This is a genomic window from Methylobacter sp. Wu1, from assembly GCF_036553575.1.
Lineage (GTDB): Bacteria > Pseudomonadota > Gammaproteobacteria > Methylococcales > Methylomonadaceae > Methylobacter.
In genome coordinates, this window is the sequence record NZ_JAZHOC010000026.1 from 1 (window position 1) to 19807 (window position 19807).

General features: G+C 49.0%; 17 protein-coding genes. 16 read left to right on the top strand and 1 reads right to left on the bottom strand.

Features of this window, described 5'->3' with window-relative positions; genetic code table 11:
- Positions 1-359 precede the first annotated feature (359 nt).
- The 16 genes from V2P20_RS02585 to V2P20_RS02660 all read left to right on the top strand — a co-directional run bounded on the left by V2P20_RS02585 (position 360) and on the right by V2P20_RS02660 (position 18059).
- Positions 360-1406: a DUF354 domain-containing protein gene (locus V2P20_RS02585; protein ID WP_331815828.1), complete on the top strand. Its 1047-nt coding sequence runs from the start codon at positions 360-362 to the stop codon at positions 1404-1406.
- 36 nt (positions 1407-1442) lie between these two features.
- Positions 1443-2654 carry a UDP-N-acetylglucosamine 2-epimerase (non-hydrolyzing) gene (wecB, locus tag V2P20_RS02590; protein ID WP_331815830.1) on the top strand — a complete coding sequence of 404 codons (1212 nt, stop codon included), beginning with the start codon at positions 1443-1445 and terminating at the stop codon, positions 2652-2654.
- Positions 2651-2788: a hypothetical protein gene (locus tag V2P20_RS02595; RefSeq protein WP_331815832.1), complete on the top strand. Its 138-nt coding sequence runs from the start codon at positions 2651-2653 to the stop codon at positions 2786-2788. Before wecB ends, V2P20_RS02595 begins: the two co-directional genes overlap by 4 nt.
- A gap of 591 nt (positions 2789-3379) precedes the next feature.
- Positions 3380-4186: a class I SAM-dependent methyltransferase gene (locus V2P20_RS02600; protein ID WP_331815834.1), complete on the top strand. Its 807-nt coding sequence runs from the start codon at positions 3380-3382 to the stop codon at positions 4184-4186.
- 143 nt (positions 4187-4329) lie between these two features.
- Positions 4330-5325 carry a glycosyltransferase family A protein gene (locus V2P20_RS02605; protein ID WP_331815836.1) on the top strand — a complete coding sequence of 332 codons (996 nt, stop codon included), beginning with the start codon at positions 4330-4332 and terminating at the stop codon, positions 5323-5325.
- 157 nt (positions 5326-5482) lie between these two features.
- Positions 5483-6682, top strand: coding sequence for a hypothetical protein (locus V2P20_RS02610; protein WP_331815838.1), 1200 nt, complete (start codon positions 5483-5485; stop codon positions 6680-6682).
- A complete protein-coding gene (locus V2P20_RS02615; protein ID WP_331815840.1) occupies positions 6683-7627 on the top strand; it encodes a glycosyltransferase family 2 protein in 945 nt (314 codons plus the stop codon). It begins immediately after the preceding gene.
- A gap of 77 nt (positions 7628-7704) precedes the next feature.
- Positions 7705-8715 carry a peptidoglycan bridge formation glycyltransferase FemA/FemB family protein gene (locus tag V2P20_RS02620; RefSeq protein WP_331815842.1) on the top strand — a complete coding sequence of 337 codons (1011 nt, stop codon included), beginning with the start codon at positions 7705-7707 and terminating at the stop codon, positions 8713-8715.
- Positions 8716-9364: 649 nt separating this feature from the next.
- Positions 9365-10174, top strand: a complete 810-nt coding sequence (locus V2P20_RS02625) for a class I SAM-dependent methyltransferase (protein ID WP_331815844.1) — start codon at positions 9365-9367, stop codon at positions 10172-10174.
- A 193-nt stretch (positions 10175-10367) separates the two neighbouring features.
- Positions 10368-11507: a DegT/DnrJ/EryC1/StrS family aminotransferase gene (locus tag V2P20_RS02630; RefSeq protein WP_331815846.1), complete on the top strand. Its 1140-nt coding sequence runs from the start codon at positions 10368-10370 to the stop codon at positions 11505-11507.
- Positions 11504-12517 carry a hypothetical protein gene (locus tag V2P20_RS02635; protein WP_331815848.1) on the top strand — a complete coding sequence of 338 codons (1014 nt, stop codon included), beginning with the start codon at positions 11504-11506 and terminating at the stop codon, positions 12515-12517. Before V2P20_RS02630 ends, V2P20_RS02635 begins: the two co-directional genes overlap by 4 nt.
- A gap of 115 nt (positions 12518-12632) precedes the next feature.
- Positions 12633-13538, top strand: coding sequence for a glycosyltransferase family A protein (locus V2P20_RS02640; RefSeq protein ID WP_331815850.1), 906 nt, complete (start codon positions 12633-12635; stop codon positions 13536-13538).
- 11 nt (positions 13539-13549) lie between these two features.
- A complete protein-coding gene (locus V2P20_RS02645) occupies positions 13550-14632 on the top strand; it encodes an NAD(P)-dependent oxidoreductase (protein ID WP_331815852.1) in 1083 nt (360 codons plus the stop codon).
- A 5-nt stretch (positions 14633-14637) separates the two neighbouring features.
- The gene (locus V2P20_RS02650; RefSeq protein ID WP_331815854.1) at positions 14638-15735 is read left to right on the top strand and encodes a Gfo/Idh/MocA family oxidoreductase; all 1098 of its coding nucleotides are present in this window, start codon (positions 14638-14640) and stop codon (positions 15733-15735) included.
- 45 nt (positions 15736-15780) lie between these two features.
- On the top strand, positions 15781-17214 hold the full coding sequence (locus V2P20_RS02655; RefSeq protein WP_331815856.1) for an O-antigen ligase family protein: 1434 nt from the start codon (positions 15781-15783) through the stop codon (positions 17212-17214).
- A 170-nt stretch (positions 17215-17384) separates the two neighbouring features.
- Positions 17385-18059: a polysaccharide deacetylase family protein gene (locus V2P20_RS02660; protein ID WP_331815858.1), complete on the top strand. Its 675-nt coding sequence runs from the start codon at positions 17385-17387 to the stop codon at positions 18057-18059.
- Between the two features lie 328 nt (positions 18060-18387).
- Here V2P20_RS02660 and V2P20_RS02665 read toward each other — a convergent pair whose 3' ends face one another.
- Positions 18388-19605: a hypothetical protein gene (locus tag V2P20_RS02665; RefSeq protein WP_331815860.1), complete on the bottom strand. Its 1218-nt coding sequence runs from the start codon at positions 19603-19605 to the stop codon at positions 18388-18390.
- Positions 19606-19807 lie beyond the last annotated feature (202 nt).

The window sequence follows — 19807 nt, forward strand, 5'->3', positions numbered from 1 at the left end:
CCTTATATCGATGCCGTTCTGTTGGTTGTCGAGGATGGAAAAAACACTTCCGATGAGCTTCAACATTCCATGTACATTCTGGAGCAGACAAATCTGCTTGGGCTGGTTGTGAATAAATCAAGTCAATCAATTACACCGTACCAATACGGATATACAGATGAGGCTGTTCATACCTGATATTCATTTCTGGCCTATGAGTCAGCAAAATTGAAAATGGACATATTTTTCTATATCTACTTTATAAGTACATGTGCAAAATAAACCTAGTATTTTTTAGGGCAGCTTGCGAAAGGTAATCAATAAAAACAGATGCATAGCCGATGTTGTCGACTGAATAATTATCCAAAGGTACTTAACTTATGAAAATTTGGATTGATCTTGATAACACACCACATGTGCCTTTTTTCAGACCTATAATTCGGGAATTGGAAAAGAAGGGATATACTGTTGTATTGACTGCGCGCGATGCTTTTCAAGTCTGCGAATTAGCTACGCTTTATGGTCTGGCCTATAAAAAGATAGGCAGACATTACGGCAAGAATCCTCTTTTTAAAGTGCTGGGGGTTTGCTGGCGCAGTTTACAGTTACTTTCATTTGTCATTTGTGAAAAACCAGTGCTGGGCCTCTCTCATGGCTCTCGATCGCAAATTTTGTTATGCAACCTTCTCCGTATCCCGACCGTAATGATTATGGACTATGAGCATGCGCAAACTCCGTTATTATTGCAACCACGCTGGGAAATTATTCCGGAGGCGCTTTCTAATGAACTCCTGCAGTGCAAAACGAAAGAGAGAATTCTTACCTACGAGGGAATCAAGGAAGATGTTTATGCACCCGAGTTTATACCTGACCCAAGTCTTGTTGTCCAACTTAATCTTAACAGTGATAGTGTCATTGTCACAGTTCGCCCACCAGCAAATGAGGCGCACTATCACAATCCGGAGAGTGAAACTCTCTTCGTTGAATTCATGGAACGAGTGAGCTCTACGCCTGGAATCAAATCGATCCTCTTGCCGCGAAATAAGCTTCAAGAAACGCAAATCAGACAGAATTGGCCGCAGTGGTTTAAAAACTCTAATGTGTTTATACCTACAAAGGCAGTAAATGGCCTTAATCTGCTTTGGCATTCTGATCTGGTAGTCAGTGGTGGAGGAACGATGAACCGAGAAGCGGCAGCATTGAATATTCCAGTCTATAGCATCTTTCGAGGCAAAATCGGGGCGGTAGATCGTCAATTGCAACATGAAGGAAGACTGATACTGGTCGAAAATATTGATGATATTTACAACAAAATCCTGCTTCAGCATCGCAGTAAAGATGCTATCTTGATCGGATTTGTTCCTCGAAAAGCCCTCAGCCGGATAGTAGAACATATTGACACAATAATGATTAAAGAACATTCCTAGAACTTAATATTAGCAGTATCCGACCTGGAGCTAATTATGAGTAAAAAACTAAAATTTCTCATTATTGCAGGAGCTCGTCCGAACTTTATGAAGGTGGCTCCTATTATTCAGCAAATATGTAGGTATTCCGCAGATGTGGCCAACCACGGAGTACAGTTGGAGTATCGATTGATCCATACCGGCCAGCATTACGATGAAAAAATGTCCGACATTTTTTTTACTGATCTTGGTATTCCTGCCCCGGATATAAACCTGGCGGTTGGTTCCGGATCTCATGCGGTGCAGACCGCCGAGGTGATGACGAAATTTGAACCTATTTGCGAACAGGAGAAACCAGACTGGGTAGTGGTGGTTGGCGATGTTAATTCGACCATGGCGTGCACTTTGGTTTGTTCGAAGCTTGGAATTAAAGTGGCGCACGTGGAGGCCGGTTTACGCAGTTTTGATCGGGAAATGCCCGAGGAGGTAAACCGGATTGTTACGGATGCCTTGGCGGATCTGTTGCTAACCCCATCGGTCGATGCTAATGAGAACTTAAAGCGGGAAGGGATTCCAGATTCAAAGATAAAATTTGTCGGCAACGTAATGATGGATTCACTTGTGGCAAATCTTGAAAAAGCTCGAACCAGTCCACTTCTTGGTCAGCTTGGCTTAGAAAAAAAAGGCTTTGTATACGTGACTCTTCACCGGCCTTCAAACGTGGATAATCAAACCGGTTTGTCGCTAGTCATGAAATTGTTAGGAAACATTGCTAAAGATATGCCTGTCGTGTTTCCCATGCACCCGAGGACGCGCAAAATGTGCGAACAATTCAAAATTCAACTGGATGAGTATAAAGGGCTACGTATTATGGAACCGCTCAGTTATCACGATTCCTTGTGTCTTACAGATACGGCCCGGTTTGTTCTCACAGATTCTGGCGGTCTCCAGGAGGAGAGCACCTATTTTAAAACTCCTTGCCTGACACTTCGGCCGAATACCGAGAGACCGGTTACTATTGAGGTAGGCACGAACAAACTCACAGGGCTTGATCAATTGTCGGCAGATATTGAGGATATCCTGCAAGAGCGACGTCCTCCCGGCCAAATACCCAAGTACTGGGACGGACGGACTGCCGAGCGTATTATAAACGCTCTGCTAGTTGAGAGCGGACTGGAAATGGAGAAGCTGAATATTTGCGAAACATTTTTCGAGGAGAAGGGCTTTGAATTTGACAATAATCTGTTTCCGCTCGGGATAACATCATGAAAATCCTTGTCTTTGCACATCGATTTGAGGTGAGCGACGCCCAGATGAACGCCATGGAGCCTGCACAGCGGCTGGCTCTCCGCGATCTCCATGACTATGAAGTGTTTTTTTGCGACACCTGGACCAATGCTTAAGCTGGCTGAAGAGACAGACCTGGGCTTCATTCCGGCTCCGAATGCACGGTTCCATTTGTCGTCTGTACGGATGCGCGCTCTGTGCGAGCTGGTAAAGCTGGAGCGACCCTATGTCATCACATCTGCGCCTGGGACTAGTGGCAATGCCTCTTGTGATCGTGGGTGTCGGCGGAGTGCCGGCCACACTGTTGGACCCAGCCGGCTTATGCGGCGGCTGATATCGTCATCGGGGCGGGTGTTCGGGCCTGCGCAGGATGTCGTTCGGCAAACCGGTTGTAAATGCGGGAGAGCGATTTCTTCGCTCCGTTCATTCCAGAGAAGGCAGAACCCGTTTTGCTACTGGTAGCCGATATCCGGGGATTTTCGTCGAGCGCGCGACTGGTTCAGGTTTTCGGGATGCCGTAGCAGAAGTACCACCGCTTCATATCGAAGCAACCGATGGGCTCTAGGACTGCGGCTATTTATTTCAGAGAAAGAAGGCTTCTAGTTCTTACTAGGGATCCTACGCCAAGTCAACGTATTGATAGGGCTGCTTGCAGCATGACAGAAGAGGAGGGCAAGATGATTAAAAGACGAAGTCGCAGTAATTTGATGCTCGTAGCAGAATGGCGCCACGTCCAGTCCATTCATGAACCTACTGAACTCAGGAATCCTGACACGCTGGTTGGTCATTTCCTGCCGGCATTACGGCGATGGCGCCTGTCGTGGCTAGGTCAGAGACGACTCGACAGGTTGCGTTCCGATCCCTTCTACTACTATCTCATCGCCCGAACAAAATATTACGATGAGATATTTCTTGATGCGGTTGCCAATAACGTCCGGTACATCATTAATGTGGGATGCGGAAGCGACACGCGGGCGTATCGGTTCGGGCACGTTTTGAGACAGCATGGCGTTAAGGTGCTGGAGTGCGACAAGTCAGAGGTTATAACCAACAAGGAACGGATGGCGAAACGATGGAGAAGGCATGAAGACATTGCCTATAGAGTCATAGATCTGAATGATGATACCTGGCCAGACTTCGAGGATTGGCTGTCAAAGCATAACACGGATAAGACCCTGATTTTAATGGAGGGAGTCAGTCCCTACGTTAACAAAGAAACATTCGGGCGGTTTTTGACGCTGCTCGCAAAGAGCCTCCCGCCGGAAAGCCGTGTTGCCTATGATTACAAGCTGTACGGAGTGGCTGATGATTTTGGCCGTGTCGAGCGCACTCAAAAACCTTTCCGGCTGCCCAAAGAAGTAGCAGAGGTCGTGGCTTACCATGATGAATTCGGCTATCGGGTCATCCAGTGCGAGCAAAGCTCTTCGCTCACGAACCGCTTTCTGGCAGATTTAATAGATCCGGAGACGCCTGTGTTCATGGAGGATAATCTCGTCCAGCTCGAAGTGCGCTGACTTTGATAGCGGATGCGGAGACTGCGCGTGACATTGGCTTTCATGTCTCCGTTCGGGCTCAAACGAATCTGTCGCTGTCATGTTCGGCTTCCAAACATATATATGTAAGGTTTTTATATGATGAACAGTGAAGGAATGTAATCATGCCGGAATTAATTTCTATCATCATACCTGCTTATAACGCGGAACCATGGATCAAAGAAACCATTGAATCGGCGCTGTCGCAAACATGGAGTAATAAGGAAGTGATTGTGATTGATGACGGATCATCCGATAAGACCTTGCAGATTGCAAAAGGATATGAGTCGAAGTCGCTCAAAGTAATAGCCCAGGAAAACGGCGGGGCCAATGTTGCAAGGAATAAAGCGCTTGAATTTGCGCAGGGTGATTACATTCAGTGGCTCGATGCTGATGATCTTCTCGCACCTGATAAGATAGAAAGACAGATGCTGGAGATGAAAAAGCTCGCGAACCCGAGGGTATTGCTGACGTCATCCTGGGCAAGATTTTATTATCGCCATACAAAAGCCCGATTCGTGCCGGATAATCTTTGGCAAGACCTGGAGCCCAAGGAGTGGCTTATCACAAAGTTCAGCGAACACGTCTGGATGAATCCGGCTACTTGGCTGGTCAGCCGGAAGCTGGCAGAAATGGCCGGCCCCTGGGATGAGCGATTGGTCAGGGATCAGGATGGGGAATACATTTCCAAGGTGGTCAGCAAAAGCGAAGGAATTAAATTTGTACCGGAATCCAAAGCCTACTACAGGCAATGCAATCAAAGCAGCCTGAGTCGGCAGCTGTCCGATAAAAGCGTCGAGTCGATTTTTCTTTCAAAAAGCCTGGCGATTGGCTACTTGCGCAGCCTGGAAGACAGCGAAAGAACAAGGCAGGCCTGCCTAGCGCATCTCCATGGCATTCTTGGCTATGTGAGTCCGGAGCAAACGGCAGTCCTGCAAAAAGCCGCCGCGCTCGCCCATGAACTGGGCGGGGAATTGTCGTTTCCTGCGCCCGGCTGGAAGTATTCAATAATCGCGCAGGTTGTAGGTTTACGCAGAGCCAAAGCCGTTCATCGCGCTATGGCTATGGCTAAGATGTCTGTTTTCAGGAAGCTGGACATGTGGCTGGAAAGCGCTTTATGAGGGAGGATTGATTCTGCTCGTGCAGAACAATGCGTTTTGCCGGGGCGCACTCTTTTTTTCTCCCCAGCTGATGAGCGTTAAGTCCGGAATGCTTAGGTGGTCTGGCCTGGAGATGTCATGTGGCGCCAACCGTTTATATTTCTCAGGAGAACTTGCTTTGAAAGACACAAGAGTCATTACACAGAAGTTGCTTGATTACTGCCACAGAAATGACTGGTCAGGTTATGATCCTTATGACGCCCTCAACAGCCGGATTTTCAAATTCCTGCCTTTTCTGAATTTCAGGATTCCCCGGCTTGTTCTCACGCAGGTTCTCAAAAGAAGCCCGGTGAATGTCAGGCCGCTGCTGATGATACCCAAGACACACAACCCCAAGGCGATCGCGTTGTTTCTCATGGCCCTGGTCAGGCTCTCCAGACTGGGATTCCTCAATACGGAGATTCTGCCCGCGAAGATGGTCGATAAACTGGCGGAGCTTCGGTCGCCGGGCCTGTCTTACTGGTGCTGGGGCTATAGCTTTCCATGGCAGACACGGACCCTATTGGTTGCCCGCGGAACGCCGAATCTGGTTTGCACGGTCTTTGTGGCTAACGCGCTGCTGGATGTCTATGAGTCGAACGGCGAACGGCGGTGCCTCGACATGGCGGTCAGCTCGGCGGAGTATATTCTGAACGAGCTTTTCTGGTCGGAGGATGAAGGTGCGACCGCCGGGTTCAGTTATCCGCTGCCGTCCTTGAACATGCCGGTGCACAATGCCAATTTTCTGGGCGCGGCGCTGCTTTGCCGGGTATATCAGCATGTGGGAGATCGAAAATTTCTCGATGCGGCCATGAAAGTGGCGCGATACTCGGCGGCGAAGCAGCACGACGATGGCTCTTGGGATTACGGCGAGTCATCCATGCAGCATTGGGTGGATAATTTCCACACCGGCTACAACTTATGCGCGCTGCGCGCCATCGAAAAATACGCCGATAACACCGAATTTGATTGCCATATCAGCAAGGGGTTTGCATTCTACCGAAATCACTTTTTTGAAGGCGACGGTGCACCCAAATATTTTCACAACCGCACTTATCCTATTGATATTCACAGTGTCGCGCAGAGCATTATCACGTTGCTGACTTTCAAGGATCTTGATGAGCAGAATGTCAATTTGGCTTTTACTATTTTCCGATGGGCTCTGACGCACATGTGGGATGAGCGCGGATATTTTTACTACCAGGTGTTTCCTTTGGGCACAAACAGGATAGCTTATATGCGATGGGCGCAGGCCTGGATGCTTGTGGCTCTTGCCTCCCTGTTGGGCGAACCTGACCAGGAACAGCTGGCACACATCCATATTAGTTCGGATTCTTGAATGGGGGATTTTGAAATGAGCGTAGCAATGACCGAAGCGGCGCAGACCGGGAGCGACAATGCCGGGCTCTGCAGATATGTTCTGATCACGCCAGCACGGAATGAAGAAACGTTCATCCGGCAAACCATCGAATCTGTCATCGCACAGACCGTTTTGCCCATCAAATGGGTAATCGTCAGCGACGGTTCGACAGATCGGACCGACGATATTGTCAAGGAATATATCGCCAACCGTAAATGGATAGAACTCGTGCGGATGCCGGAGCGTATAGAGCGGCATTTCGCGGGCAAGGTGCACGCCTTTAACGCGGGCTATGAAAGAGTGCAGGATCTTGACTACGACATCGTGGGCAGCCTGGATGCTGACATTTCGTTTGATTCCGCATACTTTGAATATTTGCTAGGCCAATTCGCCAATGATGCTGCTCTGGGCGTCGCCGGCACGCCTTTCAGGGAAGGAACAACCCAATATGATTACCGTTTCTCCAGAAAAGAGCATGTTTCAGGCGCCTGCCAGCTGTTCAGGCGAGAGTGTTTCCAAGCCATCGGCGGCTACGTGCCCATCAAAGCGGGCGCGATTGACCTGACAGCGGTAGTGACAGCAAGAATGAAAGGCTGGAAAACAGAAACCTTTACCGATAAGGTCTGCCTCCATCACCGCAAAATGGGAACTGCGAAAGCCAATATCGTATGCGCGACATTTAAAAGCGGCTTCGGCGATTACCAAATGGGCGTGCATCCTCTGTGGCAGCTATGCCGGTCACTCTATCAAATGACCAGAAGGCCTTTGTTTATCAGCGGATTGCTTCTGATGGCGGGCTACTTATGGGCCGTGCTGAAGCAATCGCCCAAACCCGTGTCGACGGAATTCATAAACTTCAGAAGAAAGGAGCAAATGCAGTGGCTGAAAAGCTATTTTAAAAATTGCTTCAATCTGCTGGTATAGTGCGCCAGGCAACATGGCGGCTTCACCTGGCTGGTAGATTGAATTGATTTGACTTAACTATTCTACGGGGAAGGGAAATGGCGGCTATATCGACTATATATAGTAAAACGCAAAGTAAAACCCTGAGGGTGGCACCGATCGGGATTAACTGGCATTCAGGGCTTCCGATCTTCGCTTCCGAATCTTTTCTGCAGGCAGTCGGCGACGAATACGGCTGGTTGGGTGGTTTTGATGAGATCGGCGAACTTCGGTGCATTTTGCCTTATACCATTATTAAAAAACTGAATTTCCGTCTGGTCCGGTTTCGCGTAGAAACTATTGCGCTCGGCGATGGCCTCAGTTTGAGTGACGAAAAGTTATTCCTGAACGATGCGGTAACTTATTTCAGATCTATCGGTGCGGATGTCATCATTCCGGCAACTACCAACACGATTTTCCGTATTTTTCCGGACGGGGCGGCCGCTGCCCCCTACGGCAGCTATATAATCGATTTGTGCCAACCGGAAGACGTGCTTTGGGGCAATATTGACAGAATACTGCGTCAAAATATCAAGTCGGCAATGAAAAGCGGAGTGCGCATCCAGAGCGGGATCGAGCACCTTGATGACGCCTACAGGCTCGTGTCGGAAACTTTCCGAAGGTCAAAAATGCCGTTTATGGGACACGAGTCGTTCAAGCGTTTCATAGCAGGACTGGGGGACAATGCACTGATCATGGCCGCGGATTACCAAGGGAAACCCCAAAGCTACGTCGTTTTTGCCTACAGTAATTACTGTGCCTACGCCATTTATGCCGGCAACGTTGCCAACCAGCATCAGGGCGCGAATAAACTCCTTTATTGGGAGGCCATCCGGTTTTTCAATGAAATCGGCGTCAAACACTATGATTTCGTCGGTGCAAGGATTAATCCGGAAAAAGGCTCCAAACAGGAAGCGCTCAATTCGTTTAAAAAACGCTTTGGCGCAAGGCTTATACAAGGGTACATGTGGAAATATTCCCTTAATCCTTTCAAATACCTCTTATATTCCGCCGCTGCGCACGTGCGCAGCGGCGGCGATATTGTTGATGCGGAACGCCATAAGCTGTAAAGCGGCAGTGGCCGGGCAATTGCCGTGCCGCGGGGCCATCGCGCCTGTTTGAGCGGATTTTTACAGCGCCTCGGCTTTGTTGGCGGCTGACGACGTTGGTACTGCCGCTCTCCGCCGACGGAAGTTTCCCAGCCATGCTCAGATGGCGCCGTATGATAGGCAGGTATTGCTTCCGCATTTTCAGGCTGTTACGTAGTTTGGCTTAAGTGATCATACTAATTTTAATGTTGAACAAGAACAAGAATAATTATTTCTGATCGGTATCAGGTGGGCATTTAAACTATGCTTCTCGCTCGACGTTAGGTGGCCGCACGGACTAGGCAGCATTTCCAGGAATTGTCAGGCCACATATGGATGCAGCGAAAGATAGGGGGCAGTTTTCTGCCCGCCTTCAGCATAATGCTAGGGATGAGGTGAATGCAGGGATATAGACGGGATATCCATTATGCCGTCAGAAAGGCAACACAAAGAAAAGGCGCATGACTGCCGATTCCTTCCTGTGACTCGTTTTCGATGGGAAGGCTCAGTGGCGCGCCGCCGACGGAATAAAAACAATATCTGCGGTCAAAGGTTTTTTCCTGACGAAGTGTCGGCACTTTAAAATCTTTAGCGCATCGTAGCTAAAAGAAACAAATAGGCTCAGTGAAACATGAAAAACCTCAGAAGCATCATGAATGGTTTGGTTCTTAAGCTAAAGAGAGCTATACATCGGCATGGATTCCGGGGGCTGCTTTGGATAGCCACGGAACGAATCGTCCGGCTCGCGGATAGCTTGCGGCCGTCGGTTCGTGCTGAAATCCGGATGCGTGAGCGGCGAGCCGCGGAGTTTGATCAGCGGTTCGGCGTTGAGACGGGCGGGCTTATCCATCCGACAGAGCTGAGCATCAACTCTCCAAACCAGATCCACTCGGTTTCTTATGGAGGCAGTGATCCTGAATTCTTCCGAAAAGCTGTCGAGGCGTTGCCTATCGATTACCACGATTTTACTTTTATCGATTTCGGCTCCGGCAAAGGCAGAGCCGTACTGTTGGCAAAGGAGTTCGCGTTCCAGAAGATTGTTGGCGTGGAGTTCTGCAATGAACTTCACGCCATCGCCCAGGATAATCTCATGCGGTTCCGTAGCGAGCTGTCCAAATGCGAGAATACGGAGTTGATATGCGCCGACGCCATGGCTTACCCGCTACCTGACGGATGCCTAGTCTGCTATTTCTGCAATCCATTTGATGCGGTGCTCATGACGCATATGCTGTTAAATATCCGCGAATCATTTTTACAAAATCCTCGCGACATTTTTGTGGTCTACTACAACCCGAAAGAAGCACACGTAATAGACGTTGCCGATTGCTTCACAAGTGTTGCGACTGTTGGCCCGGTTCGTATTTGGAGGACAATGCCGGAATCACAGGCATGCCCAAGCGCAACAATCGATAATTCGTACGGCTATACCACCACAGCATGATTGATTACCTCAGGGCTTCTTGCGAATGTTTTATTCTGATCAACCAGCTTGTCAGACTATCTGAGCGGCTAACATTTTTCTCTAAGAGGTTTTCCTTATGTTAGGTCTTCTGCCTGCAGAGTACTGGAATTACGGGATTAGAGATATTTTTCATGGACTGGCTGCGGCACTGAGTAAGAGAAAGTCAAGCTGTATGCTGAACATAGAGCCTATAGGCGATTGCATTCCGATCAGGTCGGCGCGAGCTGCGATAGTCGTCGCCCTCAGGGCGCTGGAACTGCCCTCAGATGCGTGTATAGGCGTTCCGCTCTATTGCTGCCCAGTCGTGTTTAAAGCCATAAAAGCCGTAGGCTGTAATGTCCGGTTTATCGATGTCGAACCCGACACGTTTTGCATGTCGGTAGCTGATCTGGAGGCAAAAATCGCTCAGATCGATGCAGTGGTTGCTGTGCACATGTTCGGGAATGTATGCGACATGCAAAGGATAAAGGTGGTGGCGCAAGGAAAGCCAATCATTGAAGATTGCGCGCAGTCTATTGGCAGCGCCATCAATGGGCAAATGACGGGATCGTTTGGCGACATTGCTGTCTTTAGCTTTCGTTCCGGGAAATACCTTTCTGTAGGCGAAGGGGGGGCGTTATATGCAAAGGATGACAAAATTCTTTCCAGCATCAGTCAGTTGGTCTCTGAGTTGCCTGTGCCCGGCCGCATGGACGACTGCATGCACGTCATCAAAACCTACATCCGGTCAATACTGCGAAGCAAGCCGCTCTGGGGGCTCATAGGCTGCCGCCTCTGGTCCGCCTATAACAAATCCACCGCTTTCGCAGAGAAAACACCTATTGCGATGACTCAGATGTTTCGATCGGATATTGCGATTACGTCTGACCGCCTTGCTGCATTGAATGGACTGATAGAAAAACAGCGGGGCAATGCCGATTATTTTTCCGAATCGCTGGCTCTGGCTTTCTGTAAGGTGCCTGATGAAAAAACAGGCGCATTTTATAATCGCTATCTTTATCCGGTCATGTTGTCTGAGGCGCATGACCGTGAGGCTATCGTCGCATATTTGCTCGAAAGGAAGATAGGCACCATACAGCCTTATAAGGATATCGCAGAGATTGCTGCCGCCCATTATGACTACGCAGGAGATTGTCCTATGGCGGAACAGGTGGCTCGGCGCGTGCTCGTTTTTCCCTGTTACCATGCCTTGAAAAAAGAGGAGTTGCAGAAGATTGCGCAAAGCGTTACCCAGGCGCTGCAACTGACCGGCCCTGCTGCAGGAAGCAATGAGCTGTTTATGCGCGAAGCAATGGATGATCCAGCGCAATGATTGAATGTATCTTTACCATTGATTACGAGATCTATGGCAATGGAGATGGTTCTCTGGAGGAGCTCGTCTTTGCGCCGGCTGATAAATTAAACAGTCTGTTCAGGCAGGCTGGCTGCAAATTTGTGGCTTTCATTGAAGCGGCCGAGCTTGAGTTAATTCAGGATCAAGGCAGCGACCCGGCCATCGGTCTGATCAGTGAGCAGATAAAAAGCTTTCACAATGAAGGCATTGAAATAGGGCTGCACTTGCATCCACAGTGGTACAAAGCCCGGCATGAGAACGGGCAATGGCGGCTCGATTACAGCGAGTATAACTTGTGCACCCTGCCGCGGGAGCGTATCGCCGAGATCGTGGACAGGTCTATAAGCTATTTACGCAGAGTGCTGGGCCAGCCTGATTTTACCCCGCTCTCGTTCCGGGCCGGCAACTGGCTGATGCAGCCTACGCACGTCGCAGCCGGCGTATTGGCCGAGAGAGGGATTAAGCTGGATTCATCAGTGTTCAAGGGCGGCCTGCAGCATCGGCATGGCTTGGATTATCGCAAGGCCATCGGCAATGGCTATTACTGGACATTCTCCGATCACGTCGATATGCCAGATGCCAACGGAACGTTGCTTGAAATCCCGACCTACACTGAAATGGTTCCATTCTGGAAGATGTTGACGATGAAAAGAGTTGGCATGAAAGGGGCTGGGAATGATAAAGGGAAGGGACTCTCATCTCATAGCCTGAGCAGTGCCAGACTGGAACGGCTGATTGATTTCCTTCGCTTCCGGTATCCTCTGAAACTAGACTATTGCCGGATGACGATTGACGAGCTCACAAAGATGATGGGAGCTATCGTCCGTGAGGACCGGAAAGCTCCCGGCCGGTACAGGCCCATTGTTGCAATAGGGCATACGAAAGACCTGGTCGACTATGAGACTATCCGGTCTTTCCTTGCCTACCTGCAGGAAAATGGCATACGGGTTTCAACTTTTAAAGACGTGTATGACAAATGCAAGACATGAGCGATCAGTCAAAATGACGATCATGAGTATAAAAAACGAACAACAGGTTTAATTGCCATAACCAAGACCTGTTGTTATCTGTAAGTGTCTTTATAGTGCAATATAAGGATCGCTAATGTTTCGAAAACAACATATATGTGTGTGCATCTGCACGTACCAAAGACCGGCCATGCTGGGGCGGTTGTTAGCCAAACTCGAGAAGCAGGAGACTGAAGATCTTTTTAATTTCTCGGTGGTAGTCGTAGATAACGACAAGTCGGAATCTGCACGGACAATTGTGGAATCCTTTGCTTTGCAATCCTGGATCTCCGTCCGCTACGATGTTGAGCCTGAACAAAACATCGCCCTGGCCAGAAACCTCGCCCTGACAAACGCGCAAGGCAACTTTCTGGCGCTTATCGATGATGACGAATTCCCGCGCAGAAACTGGCTGCTTCTGCTCTTCAAGGCGCTGAAACGCTATAACTGCGATGGTGTTCTCGCCCCAGTACTGCCGCTGTTTGAGCAGAAACCGCCGGAGTGGGTTCTGAAAGGCGACTACTTCGACCGGCCTTCTCATCCTACTGGGCACGCATTGGAGTGGAAAAACACGCGTTCTGGCAATGCGCTGTTAAAAAGAGAGCTTTTTCCCAAAGGCCAGGCGTGGTTTGATCCCACATTTGGCAGCGGAGGGGAGGATCGTGATTTTTTCAGGCGCATGATTGAAAAAGGCTGTGTGTTCATCTGGTGCAACGAAGCGGCGGTCTATGAAACGGTGCCGCCGAATCGCTGGAAAAGGACAACCCTTTTAAAACGGGCTCTGCTCAGAGGCAAGATGGCACTGAATTCCACCGGCACGGGGCAGTTAAGCGTTCTGAAATCGGTCATCGCCATTGTGGCCTATGCGACGAGTCTGCCAGTGTTCGCGATCCTGGGACAGCACATTTTCATGAAATATCTGATCAAGCTGTGCGACCACCTCGGCAAGGTGCTCGCGTTTTTTGGCATAGATCTGGTGAAAGAAAAATATGTCGGAGGTTAGAGTAAGCGGCCATGACTATTTCTAATACTGATAAGTTAGCGCATACGGCACGAAGTCAATTCATTATCAATCCTTCGGAAACCATACTGGTGACAGGCAGCAACGGGTACGTCGGCTCGATGGTCGTCCGCACGCTGTTGTCTTACGGATTCAAACGGATACGCTGCCTGACAAGATCGACAGGAAAATCGGCCAACCTTGAGGCGCTGGCCAGGGAATTCGGCGATGCCGATTTGGACATCGTTAAAGGGAATCTGCTTTCCACGGAGGATTGCGCACACGCCGCCAAGGATATCTCGGTTGTCTATCATCTGGCCGCGGGTGTTGAAAAGTCATATGCCGGCTGTTTCCTAAATTCCGTAGTGACGACCCGGAATCTCCTTGAGGCCGTGATAAAGGAACCGACATTGAAGCGCTTTGTCAACGTCAGTTCTGTTGCCGTCTATACTAATAATCGCATTCCGCGCGGCGGGCTGCTTGATGAGTCGTGTGAGGTCGACGGGCGAATGATCGATAGGCACGAGCCTTATACCTACGGCAAAGCCAAGCAGGATGAAATCGTGCTTGAGTATGCCGAAAAACATCATCTGCCTTATGTGATCGTGCGGCCGAGCGTGATCTTCGGTCCCGGAAAGCGGAAAATCAGCGACCGGGTCGGAACGTCGACCTTTGGCGTGTTTCTCCATCTGGGCCTGAACAATACCATCCCCTTAACATACATCGACAACTGCGCCGAAGCCATCGTATTGGCTGGACTGAAAAGCGGGATAGATGGGCAGGTCTTCAATATTGTCGATGACGACCTCCCGACTAGCCGGGAATTTCTGCGTTTCTACAAGAAGAAAGTGCGCAAATTCGTATCCATACCTGTCCCTTATCCCATCTGGTATTTTTTCTGTTCTCTATGGGGATGTTATTCAAAATGGTCTGAGGGGCAATTGCCGCCAGTCTTTAATCACGCGATGTGTTCGGTTTACTGGAAGGGCAACAAATATTCAAACCAGAAGGCGAAACAACTGCTGGACTGGCAGCCTAGGGTGCCGATGAAAGAGAGCCTGGAAACATTCTTTGCTTACATGAAGGAAAGGGGGTAAAGAATATGATCAAAGTTGCCATCGTGGGTTGTGGAAAAATGGCTGACCAACATGCTGCGCAAATCCGCAGGATCTCGGGCGCTGATATCGTCGCGGTTTGCGACAGCGAACCCTTAATGGCCCGGCAGCTATCGGAGCGCCTTAATGTTGGCAAGTATTTCACAAAGTTAAACGAAATGCTGGAGACAGTTAAGATCGACGTGGTTCATATAACGACGCCGCCGGCCAGCCATTTTTCGCTCAGCAAGATTGTCTTGGAGTCAGGCTGTCATGTGTACGTCGAAAAGCCTTTCACTCTAAATAGCGCCGAGGCAGAGGAATTGATCGCGCTTGCGAACCGGAAGCAGCTCAAGATAATTGCCGGCCACAACGCCCAGTTTACGCATGTCATGAGGCGAATGCGGGAATTGGTCAGTAGCGGTTATCTGGGTGGGAACCCGGTCCACATGGAAAGCCATTATTGCTACGATTTTGGCGATGTCAGCTATGCGAAGGCGCTTCTGGGCGACAGCGAGCATTGGGCAAGAAAACTCCCGGGATCGTTGTTGCAAAACATTATCAGCCACGGCATCAGCAAGATCGCCGAGTTCTTGCCGGGGAACAACCCGACTGTGATTGCCCACGGCTTTACCAGTCCATTCCTTAAGCGTATTGGCGAGGATGACATTATTGATGAGGTAAGAGTCATCATCCATGATGAAGATTTGAGAACGGCGTATTTCACATTTTCTTCCCAGATAAAACCGGTACCGCATCAGTTCCGGCTGTATGGTCCGAAAAATTCATTGATCATCGATGATGATCATCAGATTCTTATCAAAGTCGGCAACGGCGAGTACAGGAGCCATCTGAGATATTTTGTGCCTTCATTGACTTACGCCGGACAATATATTGCAAATTTCACCAGGAACGCAGGGAAGTTCATAGCGAAAGACTTCCATATGCCCAACGATGCCGCGCTGAAAACGCTCATCGAGTCTTTCTACGACTCAATCGTCAATGATAAGCCCTTGCCACTCTCGTACAAGGAAATACTCTTGACGACGAAGATCATGGACGACATCTTCGCGCAGATCAAGGATAGGATTAGGAGCCCAGAGTGAAGCCTATCCATCAGGTTAGACAGCTTCGACTATAAGGGATCGCCCATGCCGCCAAAGCTCGCACTACTCATCTGCATCGTCTATGTGTTTTTTTTACTGAAAGTCGAGCAGAAACGGGCGCCTAAACTTTCCGGTGCTCTCTGGATACCGAGCCTATGGATGCTCCAAGTCGCCAGCAAACCTTTGGGTACCTGGTTCGGGTCTGGGGGCGAGGAGGGCGGCAGCGCACTCGACCAGGTGTTTCTGAGTACGGTACTTGTACTTGGTCTGATTGTGCTGGCATCGAGAGGGTTCAGTTACGCCCGTGCCATCAGAGACAATCCGGCGCTGATCATGCTGGTGGTCTACATGTTCTTCAGTGTCTTCTGGTCCGATATGCTGTTCATTGCGTTAAAGCGATGGATCAGGGAAGTTATTGCGGTGGTCATGGCGTTTGTCATTCTATCTGAACCGGATCCGCGTCAGGCAATGCGCAGCCTGTTAACCAGAACCATCTATATTCTTATTCCATTTTCCCTGATACTTATTAAATACTTTCCTGAATATGGTATCCAGTACCGTGCCATGGGCGGACAAATGTGGATAGGGGTCGCTATGCAAAAAAACGGTCTTGGACGGCTTTGTTTAATTGCGGCCTTTTTCCTTATCTGGACGCTTATCCGAAGACGGCAGAAAAGAGATGATGCCGTCGGCAAGCACCAGACGTTAGCCGACGTGAGCGTCCTCATGCTGACGCTTTTTATAATGAGCGGCCCCGGAGGGCAGTACTCCGCAACGGCGCTGATATCTCTAGCGGGCGGATTGGCGGCATTTATGGGACTGTTATGGGCAAAAAAACACCGTATCGCCGTGGGCGCGGGCAGTCTGGCGGCCCTAATGATTTTCATCTTTGGATTGGGCACACTTCAGCCTTTTCTGGGCGGGGCGATTATCAAAGGCATTTCATCCAATTTTCAGCGCGATGTTACTCTGACCGGGAGAACCGAAATCTGGGCCGGGCTGATGCCGGATGTCATGCGGAGCCCTGTTTTGGGCAGCGGTTTCGCAAGTTTCTGGAACCCGATAACGGTCGAGTTGCATGAAATTGGCGAGGCGCATAGCGGGTATCTGGATGTGATACTGGATACGGGATTCGTCGGCCTGCTATTTCTGGCAATATTCCTGATTTCCTCTTGCCGCAAAGCGCAAAGAGAACTCCAGAGCGACTTCGATTTCGGCTGCCTCTGGATTTGTTATTTGCTGATGGCTTTGGTCCACAATATCACTGAATCTTCGTTTGATTCGCTGACCAGTCCGTTGCCGGCGATTATTCTGTTTCTGACAGTCATGCCTGCAACAGTCACTTCATCTATTTCTAAAAAGGACATAGAAAGTTCGACACTACCCCATAAAAGGTTTGTTGTGTCGCGAAAGAAAAAAACTAGCGCTTCACTTTCTAGCAGAGGAGGAGTTCCCGGATGGTTTATAGACAAGACATAGCCGTTTTATTGTTTTACTACCTTGGCTACTCCCGAATCAGAAATTTGATGCTTCGCTTTAAAGGCAAGTCCGTAGCGCGGTTTGTTGTCTTTCATGACGTTCCGCCTGAAAACTCGAGAGGTTTTGAAGCTAGCTTGCGTTTTCTGAAACGGCATACGAATGTTGTAAGCTTGGACGACTTTTTTTCGGGTAGATTGTCTGCGCAACGGGTCAATGTCGTCATTACTTTTGACGATGGCTATAAAAGCTGGGTTACCAACGTGTTGCCGATTCTGAAACGACTGGAGTTGCCAGGGACCTTTTTCATCTCGTCCGGCTTTGTCGGGCTTACACAGAAAGAACAATCCGAGTTCATGCGCTCAAAACTGTCCCTGAAGCCGACGCCAGACAGCATAATCGGCGGGTTGGCTGTAGACGATGTGAAAAAGCTCGCCGAGGAAGGCTTTACTGTCGGCGGACATACCGTCAATCACTACAATCTGGCCAAGATTCCGGACGAGGCTGAGCTGCGGTATGAAATTGCCGAGGATAAACAGAGGCTGGAAAAGATAATCGGCGGAAAGGTGGAATATTTTGCCTATCCTTTTGGGGCGTTTCAACATCCGGATATAGATATTCCTAGGCTTCTGCGTGAATCGGGATATAAAGGAGCTGTGACCACGAAATCCGGCTTTAATGACCTTGGTGTCACTCATCCCTATTTGCTGCACAGGGAGATTACTTATGCATCAATGAGCGGATCAGTGTTTAAAGCCAGAGCTTTAGGAAATTATGATGCCGTCAGTTTTCTGAAGCGGCAAGGCAAAAATATCAATACGCTTGAGCGAAAGCAGCAGAAAGCCTGAAGCTGTGAAGGGTGGCGTTTTGGTGTTAAATCGATCCGGTTGAGAAAACCGCCGGCTTTATCAGAAGAAAAGATGTCGGAAAATATAGAGTGGTCATTTTGTCGTCTACTGAAAAAATGACCACTAAAGATTGGATGCCTGACTCCGCCAGATTAAACATCGTTTATACAAAAAATTCAGAACATCCTCGCCAGATAGCGTTGTTGCATCCATGCATGGCGCTTATTTCATTGTCTCCCGATATTCAACATGTCTTGTCTATGGACAATACCATCGTATTATTGAGGTTTGAAACGCGCATCATTGATTCCTTTGCATCTGGCACTGCTTATTGCGGCTGATGTAACACTGGCGGCAAGAGTGTTACTGCTGGTTTTGTGCTTGAACCACTGTCCGACCTCAAAGGATGCGGATAGGTATAGGGTTTATACGATTCTGGCTCTTTCAGGAAATACTGCTGATTAAGTTTGATGTTATTGGCCGAATATCCAGATGACGTTTGACCAGAATCGGTAACCTTAACCATGCTCGCCTGATCAGAATTGCCATTCCATTTGTTGGCCCAGTAGTAAGTATTGTTAACTCTATGTGAAGCGATATCTGATTCGTAATACACAGACATTCTGAATGGGAGGGAGCCTCCTGTGAATGTGTTATCGTGGGCAATCAGTTTCCCTCCGCGCATCCACACTATATTACCTTGGCTACAGTGTGTATTGTCCTGCTTGAAGGTGTTGTTATATATCTCATAGTAAATCGTTCCGTAATCCTGCCCAGCGCCAAGATCGCCGTGACCGTCAATATAGGTACAGAATCCGCTAAAGTCATTGTATCTGAATGTCACTTTGCCGCCGTATTGGCCATATAAAGCGCCTTGAGCATTTTTGTTCGTCAATGAATTGTCCCAGATGAATTTGTTATCTTCGAAAATCATCATGTTATCGCTGCCAGGAAGCGCCTTTTCATTACCAAGGTATTCATTCCAGGCGCCTTTTCCCCATTCCCGATCGCCCGATCTGACATCCATGGCAAAATAGGCTCTTGATGTATTGTAGAATTCGCTGCTATCCACAACACCGTAGACCGGGCCGGTAGCGCCGCTGCCTGACCAGTTTGTTCCGATGGCCGCGTCTCCTTTGTTGACTGTGATATTGTCAATTCTAGCCTTAAAGGTAGGACCGATGATCGAAATGATAGGTGTCTGTTTATCTGAATTGTTGAATCTGAACCCACTCAAACGGACAAAATCATTCTGGGTTTTAATTATCGAAACTGCCGTGCCGGCGTTGTTGGTAATTATGGTCTCTGCTTTTCCGGCACCGATAACAGATATGCCTTTGGTGATTTTCAGAGTGCTGCTCCAGGAACATGATCCGGCTGGAACAGTGACGGTATCGCCTGTTGCTGCAGACGCAACTGCTGTCGATACATCGTTGTAAGAACAGCTCGCCGCTGCTTTAGTCGCTGCATAACCCACGGAGGTAAAGGCGAACGTGCCCGCTAAACAAACCGTAGATAAAGCAAATAAATTCGTAAGTTTTTTCATCTTGTACTCGTTAACTTTGGCGTTACTGGCGGAGGCCAGTCTTACTTAATGCAAAGCCCGCTCCGTCAGTATGCCATTTAATTAATCAGGTCCGGCATTAATACCCATTTCCATAGACTGACATTGACGCATTGGTTTTATAGCCGCGTCTCGAACCAGTCCAAGTATTGGGCAAGTCCTTCAGCGCATTGCGGCCAGTGCT